An 8,028-nucleotide genomic window follows, 5' to 3' on the forward strand; every position below is an offset into this window, starting at 1 on the left:
CGGCCAAGGCCAGCCTGAGCTTCGACGCGATCGAAGCCTACCGCAACCGCGCCACCACCGGCGTCACCCTGGACCTCTACACGCGGCTGAACGCCGCCATCGACGGCACCGGCCCGCAGTTGCCGTTCGACACCCTGAACCTGAGCTCCGGCATCACCCCGCTGATCTCGGTGCCCTTCGTTGCCTGGGATACCGGCATCCCGGTGCCCTTGCTGCTGATCCGCGCGGCCAGCCTTGGCGTGTTGTCCTACTTCCCCTATCGTCCCGGCGGGGCGTTGCAATACCACGACGACGCCCAGGCCGCGCAACGCACGTTTCGCACACAACTGCTGGACAGCCACGCCAAGAACGACTTGGGCTGGTTCTCCCGGCAATTGCCCTTGATCGGGCTGTCGCTGTTCAAATCACTCATCAACAAAGAGCAACCGCCCCAAGGCGCCAGTTGGCTGGGCAGGCAGGTGTACGAAGGTTTTCACCTGGCCTTTCCGCCAACAACCCTGAACAACATCCGCTTTCGCACCGACATCAAATCCGCTCGCGAAACCACCCTGGTGCAGGCCTGTGCCTATCGGCAGATCCAACGTTTCCAGGCAGACCTGGATACCCTGGCGCAAACCCGTTCGGAAAAAGACTGGCAAGCCCTCAAGGACGCGGCGGCGGCGATTGCCGGCGAGGTACTGCAACTGCTGCTCACCCCGCTGCCCGGCGGCGTCACCGGCATGAACCGGGTCATGCAACTGACGGTGATGGGCAGCCTGACCTACAGCGCCGCCCAGGGCGTGAATGAGCTGGTCAAGGGCGAGGCCAGCGGGTTTGCCTCGGCCCTGGCTGACGTCACAGACCTCGCGGTCAGCGGCAAATTGATCTCAACCGCCGGAAGAGCCCATCGCCGGCGCATGCACGCGTACCTGGAAAAACTCGGCAACCCGCACAAGATCACGCGCGCCGATGGCAGCCATGGGCTCTGGAAAGCCGACGCCCAACCCTATGCCCACGCCAACCAACGCCTGGTCAACGGCGTCACGCCCAACGCCGTGGGCATTTACACCGACCAGGAGCAGCTCTACGCCAAACTGCGCCAGGGCGAGAAGGACGTGCTGGTCGAAGTCAAATTCGACGACGTGAACAAACGCTACGTACTCACGCACGGCAAGGACGGCTACACCCCGGCGATTACCTTCGACCCGGCGCTCCAGGCCTGGACCTTCGATTTGCACAACGCCCATCTCCTGTCCAACCACGCGCTGCTGCAACGCATGCTGCCCAACGGTGCCTCGACGATCGCGCCGGCCGCCCTTGAACACATGCTGCTCAGCACCGCCACCACCCGCGACACGCTGGACCGCGTGTGGCGCGCCCAGCCTGCACCGTTGAACCTGATCGAAGGGGCCAGGCGCCTGCAGGTCGACCAAGTCATCCAGCAAATCATCGAGCGGTTCCCCCAGCCTGGCCAACTGCCGGCGCATACCGACAGCACGGTCTTCTGCCTGCTGACCCAACTGAGCGGCTGGCCGACCGACACTCTGTTGCATATCCACAATCCAGACGGCACGCGGATCGAGACCTACGGTAAAACCGAGCAACCACCACCGCGGCCCCATGCGATCAACCTCAAGCGTCGCGAGGACGGCAGCTACCTAAACCTCAACGACCCAGGCAGCGGCCCCGAAGGTGACGAGCACCTGCTTGAACTGATCATTCGCCAACAACCGCGCGACTCGACCCTGGGTAAAGAGCACCAGCCCAACGCCTCCGAGGGCGCGCGCATCAGCAGCGTGCGCCAACAGGTGAGCGCATTGGCAAGCATCGAGCGACACGCGCTGTTTTCGGCATTGTTCGATTACTGGGGCTATGAAAAAGGCGAACTCGCCGCCGCACCGGCGGCCAGGCGGTTTCTGCCGGTCAAGGTGTCACCCGCGCTGATCAGCGTCACGCCCTTGCTGAAAAAACTGCGCGACCTGAACCCGCCCCTGACCGCCGCCAACCTGGAACGGTTGCTTGCCGAACACCCGCTGACGCAACGTCAGCAAGCGGCGTTCCTGACGGGAGGCACGCTGCCGGTGGCGTTTGTTGAAATGCTCGATCACCACCGCACCGCGCTGCGCATCGACGCGGTGATCGACAGCCTGTACAACCCCCGCGAATTCAACGCCGACACCGATCTCTGGGCCAGGGAGTTTGCCGGCGCGCTGATAGGCGACACCCTTAAGCGGCCCTTCGTGGTCACGGATGTCGCCCGCGGCGAAACCTTCGTGCCCAGTGGTCCGGACGACCTCACCGTGAACCTGCGTTTGCACCCCGGTGGCCGCTACCAGGCCTACGACATCCGCAACGATGGCGAAATCCCCGTGTCGCCGGCTCATGACAGCTTCTATCTGGCCATCGCCTCGGTGCTCCACCCCCACGAGCATCAACAGTTGGGCATGCGCAGCGCCACCGACGCCAAGGGCCTGCGCAAAACCCTGGGCGATAACATGAGCGCCCGGCGCAGCCCCGAAGGTTTCGTCAGCCTGGTCAACGGCTCGCTGTTGCCCTACGAACACAACCTGATGCTGTCACCGCACCTCACCCCCAGGGCCGACGGTATCTACACGATTGAGGGCAACGAGTACCTGCCACTGTCCGGCAGCCTGTACCGGATCGCCTACGATAAAAAGGTGTTCAAGTGGCGGCTCAAACACCCGAAAAAGATCGGCGTCGACACCCCGCTCCTGGAACACAACGGCCAGGGTGCCTGGCGACTGGCCAGCGAGGACCCGATGACCTGGGACACGCACCCACTGTTCCACCGCCTGGGCCATAAGGACTACGCATTTACCCGCGAACAGGCCCAGCAAATCCTCGCCCTGACCGATACCCCCGACCACGTGCTGCGCCAGGTACACCGCGCCGGCCATCCGGCACCGCCGTTGCTGGCCGACACCTGCAAACGCTTCAAGATCGAACAACAGATCCGACGCTTCATCGAAGCGCTGCGGGTAGACCCCAATACCCAGAATGCCGATCCAGACCTGCAATTGCTGGTGATCTCCGGGTTGCCGGAGTGGCCGAACAGCCACAGGCTGCAGATCATCGGCCCGCACAATGAAGTGCGCTATCAACACCCGGCCACCGAAGGGCCGAATGTTGAAACGATCCGCGTGAGCGAACTGCAATACAAGGAGGCCCGGCTGCTGAACGAACTCACGCGCAACGACGCACTGATCAGCGCCTTGCTGGGAGAGTTGCCCACCTCCAGTGAAGAACGCTTGTTCAAACTGGTGAAAAAAGTCATCGAGTTTGCCGAGCAAGAAACCGACAAACTGTTCGATTCACAGTACAAAAGGAGCGAACGCAGAAGCCCCAACGCCTTGCACGAACGCTTCAAAGCCAAACACGCCGACTTACCCAACAGCACGGTCGAAGGCATCCTGAGCCATGCAACCCCCCGCGAACTCAAGCAACTGCACGAACACGGCCAAGTCAGTCTGCGCCTCACCGAAAAAGCCCGCTTCACCGCCAATGAAGTCCGCCTCAATCGTGCTTTCGAAGGTTTGTATCTGGACAGCATGATCAACCCGGACAGTGACAAGATCATCCTGCACCTGCTCGACGCCGTGCCCGGCTGGCCCACTGACATTCGGGTTGAGGTACGTGACAGTCACTTCAACGGCCCCAACATCGAAGCCGCCGGCAACCAGGCCGGAACCCGCCGAAACGTGCTGGTCAAGCAACACCGCATTTACCACGCCTACGCCCCTCAGGGGACGGCACTCGCCGCACCCGTCGGCGCTGGCAGCCGCCTGCTGGCGGCCATCGTCCAGACCTTGAGCCCTACCGAACGCACCTCGCTGGGGATCACCGATGAGTTCGACCTCTCACCCCTGCAAGAGCAGATCGCCAACCTGGCGCTGTCCCGCCGGGTCGAAATCAAAAGCCTGCTTGACCTGCCTCACTTGCAACCCTGGCTACAACCCGCCATGGGGCTGGATCGCTCGTTCCTGGCGTATCCCGTTTGGAGCTGGCTGTGGCCGTTCGGGGGGAACCGCACGCCCGACCTGATGAGCAGGGTCCAGACGCTCTATCCAAGGTTTGACAATGACAACGCCCGCGCCTTCATCCACCAGCTCAATCTCGATGAGCCCGCCGCGCTGCTCGAGCTTGACCGGCGCCAGGCCGAATTCCGCTTCATGGACATTGAACTGACCCGCTGGAGCGACACCCCACGCCCCATCGACGCCCCCCAGACCGACCCGTTAGGCATCCATCTGGGGCAACGCCGCTACATCGCTAACCAACTGCGCAGGGCGTGGCGACGGGATGAGTCGACCTTGCACTATGTGGCGGGCTTGTTTGACGTCCACTCACTGACCTTGCGACTGGAGGACAACGACCTGCCCACAGACGCCTTTGGTACGGGGTTCACCGGGTTCGAGCACATCGAGCACTTGAGCATTGCCGGGAACACCTTCCCCGCCGCAGGCCACGCGTTCCTCGCCCTCTTCCCCAACGTGCGCGCCTTGCACATCGACTGCGAGCTGACCGAACTGCCCGCCGCCATCACCGACATGACGCAACTGACCGACCTGAACCTGCAATTCAACAGGCTTCGCTTAACCGAAGCGTCGGCCGGGCGACTCGCAAACATGGTCAATCTGCGTAGTCTTAATCTGAATGGCAACCCCCTGGGCATCACCCCGGACCTTACCCGGATGGTCCAACTCACAAGCGTGAGGCTAAGGGGCACCGATCTCCATGAATGGCCGATAGGCGCCGCAGAGCACGGCAATCTGAACACGCTGTATTTGCAAGAAAACCAGATCAGCAGCATTCCCGAACAAGTCTTTACTCACATCAGGGCGCGCCTGCGCAACCGCCGTATCTATCTGCATGACAACCCGCTGTCCGCGCAAGCCCTGGAGCGCCTGGAGCAATACCGCACCGAAAGCGGCATTGTCATGGCCCGAGCCGTGCCAGGCATCACTCACGCGCCCGCGACAGAACGTCACGTCACGCCCTGGCTGCGCGCCCTCGACAGCGCTCAACACGCGCCGGCGAAACAACTGTGGGACGCGCTATCAAGCCAGGAAGGCGCCCGCCCGGATGACGCCTTCAGAGTGTTGGCAGACCTGGCCAAATCGTTGGATTACCGGCAGGGCGGTGCAACACGTACAACACTGACGCGTCGTGTCTGGCGGTTGCTCAACGGCCTGGGTGACTCCACCGAGCTGCGCGAAAAAGTCTTCCTCAACACCAGTGCCGCCGGCACCTGCGGCGACGGGGCGATGCTGCTGTTCAGCAACATGGAGCTCCTGCACCGGGTGCATCAGACCCTCGCTCGGTACAACAAGCAGCAGATCGACCGCGAACTGCTCGGCCTGGCCAAACAGGTGTATTACCTGGAGCAGCTCGATCAGTTCGCCGACGATCACACCCTCCGCTTGAGCGCACAAGGGCGTTCGCCGGACCCCGCCGAAATCACCCTGTTCTATCGCGTGACGTTACGCGAGGAATTCAACCTGCCGGTCCAGGCGGACCAAATGTTGTATTCAGTGGAGGGGTACGGCGTGGTCGACAATGATGTCCAACAGGCTCGTCAAATGCTGCGTGGGCTGAAGGATTCCCCTGGGCTGGCGAACGCGTACCGAACCCGCGACTTCTGGCTCGACTACCTGGAACGACGCTTTCCCGCGCCCTTCTTAACGATCAAGGAAGTGGCCCGCAACAAGATCGGGCTCTTGCAAAAGGAGCTGCCGGACAAACACTCCGATGAACACCTCGACCGGCTGCAAGCGCTGATCGACACGCAGACCGCCGAGCGCAACCGCCTCATCGGCCAGTTGACGGACGCGGCCCTGCACGCGTTGCACCGCGATTGAAGGCATCAAGGCGGCCTGTGCGCGACAGGCCGCCTTGAACAAGCGTTACGCCGAGCGCGCGACGCCTTGGGCAACCTGGGTCGGTTGCAATTTGAACACGTAGAACAGCACGGTCAGCAGCACCAGGAACACCGGGCCTACATACAGCGCGACGCGGGTGTCCGGGAAGTACGCCATCAGGCCCACCACCAACACCAGGAACGCCAATGCCAGGTAGGAACTGACCGGGTACAGCCACATGCGGTACTTGAGGCCCGCCTGTTCCGCCGGGCTCAGGCTCTTACGGAACTTGAGCTGCGCCAGCAGGATCATCACCCAGGTCCAGATCGCGCCGAAGGTGGCAATCGAGGTGACCCACACGAAGACTTTCTCCGGCACCAGGTAGTTGAGCAGCACGCCCAGCAGCAACGCCGCGATCGACAGCAGCAGCGCATTGCGCGGCACACCGTTGCGCGAGGTGGAGCCGAAGGTCGCCGGGGCCTGGCCGTTCTGCGCGAGGCTGTAGAGCATGCGCCCGGTGCTGAAGATGCCGCCGTTGCAGGAAGACAATGCGGCGGTAATCACCACGAAGTTGATGATACCGGCGGCGGTCTTGATGCCCAGGCGCTCGAAGGTCATCACGAACGGGCTGCCCTGGGTGCCGATTTCATTCCATGGGTAGATCGACAGAATCACGAACAAGGCGCCGACGTAGAACAGCAGGATGCGCCAGAACACCGAGCCGATGGCATTCGGGATGGTCTTCTGCGGGTTCTTCGCTTCACCGGCGGTAAGGCCGATCATTTCCACACCCAGGTAGGCGAACATCACCATTTGCAGGGACATCAACACGCCCTGCACACCATTGGGCATGAAGCCGCCGTGGGCCCACAGGTTGGAAATCCCCAGCGCTACGCCGTCATTGCCGAAGCCGAACGCGATGACGCCGACGCCGCCGATCACCATGGCGATGATGGTGACGATCTTGATCAGGGCGAACCAGAACTCGAACTCACCGAATGCCTTGACCGCGATCAGGTTGATCGTGCCCATGCTGAGCAAGGCCGCCAGGGCCCAGATCCAGCGCGGCACATCGGGGAACCAGACGCCCATGTACACGGCCACGGCGGTGATCTCCGCCACACAGGTCACCAGCCACAGGAACCAATAGTTCCAGCCGGTCAGGAAGCCCGCCAACGGGCCGAGGTAATCCTGGGCATAGCGACTGAACGAGCCGGCGACGGGGTTGTGGACCGCCATTTCGCCCAGCGCGCGCATGATCACCAGGATCGCCAGGCCGCCAATGATGTAAGAGAGCATGATCGCCGGGCCGGCCATTTCAATGGCCTTGGCCGAGCCAAGGAACAGGCCGACACCGATACAGGCGCCGAGGGCCATCAGGCGAATATGCCGTTCGCCCAGTTCACGTTTCAGCGGGCCGCCCTGAGCGGTCTCGCCATGAGGCAGGTGGTTGCCAACTGGCATAGGGGTACAACCTCGTCTTGTTATTGGATTAATCCACCGAGTACTCGACGTCACGGCAGGTCCGCCACGACGCCTCTCACCGAGCTCGCCTCATGGGCCAACCCGTCTGGCCGGGGCCAGTTCAGCGGGGGTGCAGTATAAAAAGCTCAACCCAGGGTTTTTCACTCAATAAACAGCAAGATTCAGCGAGAAGTCGCGGTAAAAGCGCCTTTTGTGGAGAGGCATTACCTGGATAGCGTAGGGATTTTCTCGTTTTGACGCGCGCCGAGTATTGCACAGCTTTGGTGCAGCGTCATGCCCCTACCTAGGCCGCATATACCCACCCGAAGGCTCTGTCTCAATACTTTCAGCCCATCAGGCAGACAACGCGGAAGCCGGCCACGGTCGAACGGGAAGCATCGCCATACCCGCGCCCGGGAGGCCCGTTCACCCTGGGCCGCTTCGATTGCCAGCACGGCAATCCCAGCGAAAGGATCTCCCCATGCCGACCACCCTCGATGTCCTGAAACACGGCCGGGCGCAACGCCTGGCCGCCGATGGCCAATTGATCAGCGCGTTGTTCAATCACTTGAAATCCGGCGACTCCACCACGGTGCAAGTACCCGAGCACTCCTCCCTCGGCTGCTGGTTGCAGTTGTACCGCCGCGCACTCAGCCGCCCGCACTTGCGGGCCTGGGCCATGCGCCTGCCGGTGGACCTGGCCGGC

At 62.4% G+C, this 8,028-nt stretch carries 3 protein-coding genes; 2 read left to right on the forward strand and 1 reads right to left on the reverse strand.

Going from position 1 to position 8,028, the window contains the following annotated elements; all coding sequences use genetic code 11:
- A partial coding sequence (locus L9Z73_RS21005) for an NEL-type E3 ubiquitin ligase domain-containing protein (protein ID WP_247404981.1) occupies window positions 1-5,858 on the forward strand: 5,858 nt, incomplete at its 5' end.
- 45 nt (window positions 5,859-5,903) lie between these two features.
- Here L9Z73_RS21005 and L9Z73_RS21010 read toward each other — a convergent pair.
- On the reverse strand, window positions 5,904-7,322 hold the full coding sequence (locus tag L9Z73_RS21010; protein ID WP_247404986.1) for an amino acid permease: 1,419 nt from the start codon (window positions 7,320-7,322) through the stop codon (window positions 5,904-5,906).
- A gap of 481 nt (window positions 7,323-7,803) precedes the next feature.
- On the opposite strand from L9Z73_RS21010, the gene L9Z73_RS21015 reads away from it, so the two are divergent.
- A partial coding sequence (locus L9Z73_RS21015) for a hypothetical protein (RefSeq protein WP_247404989.1) occupies window positions 7,804-8,028 on the forward strand: 225 nt, incomplete at its 3' end.

This window comes from Pseudomonas emilianonis (assembly GCF_023072625.1).
Classification (GTDB): Bacteria; Pseudomonadota; Gammaproteobacteria; order Pseudomonadales; family Pseudomonadaceae; genus Aquipseudomonas; species Aquipseudomonas paraveronii.

Coding starts and splice junctions, on each gene's coding strand:
- L9Z73_RS21010 (WP_247404986.1), bottom strand. CDS start 7,322: ATGCCAGTTGGCAACCACCTGCCTCATGGCGAGACCGCTCAGGGCGGC.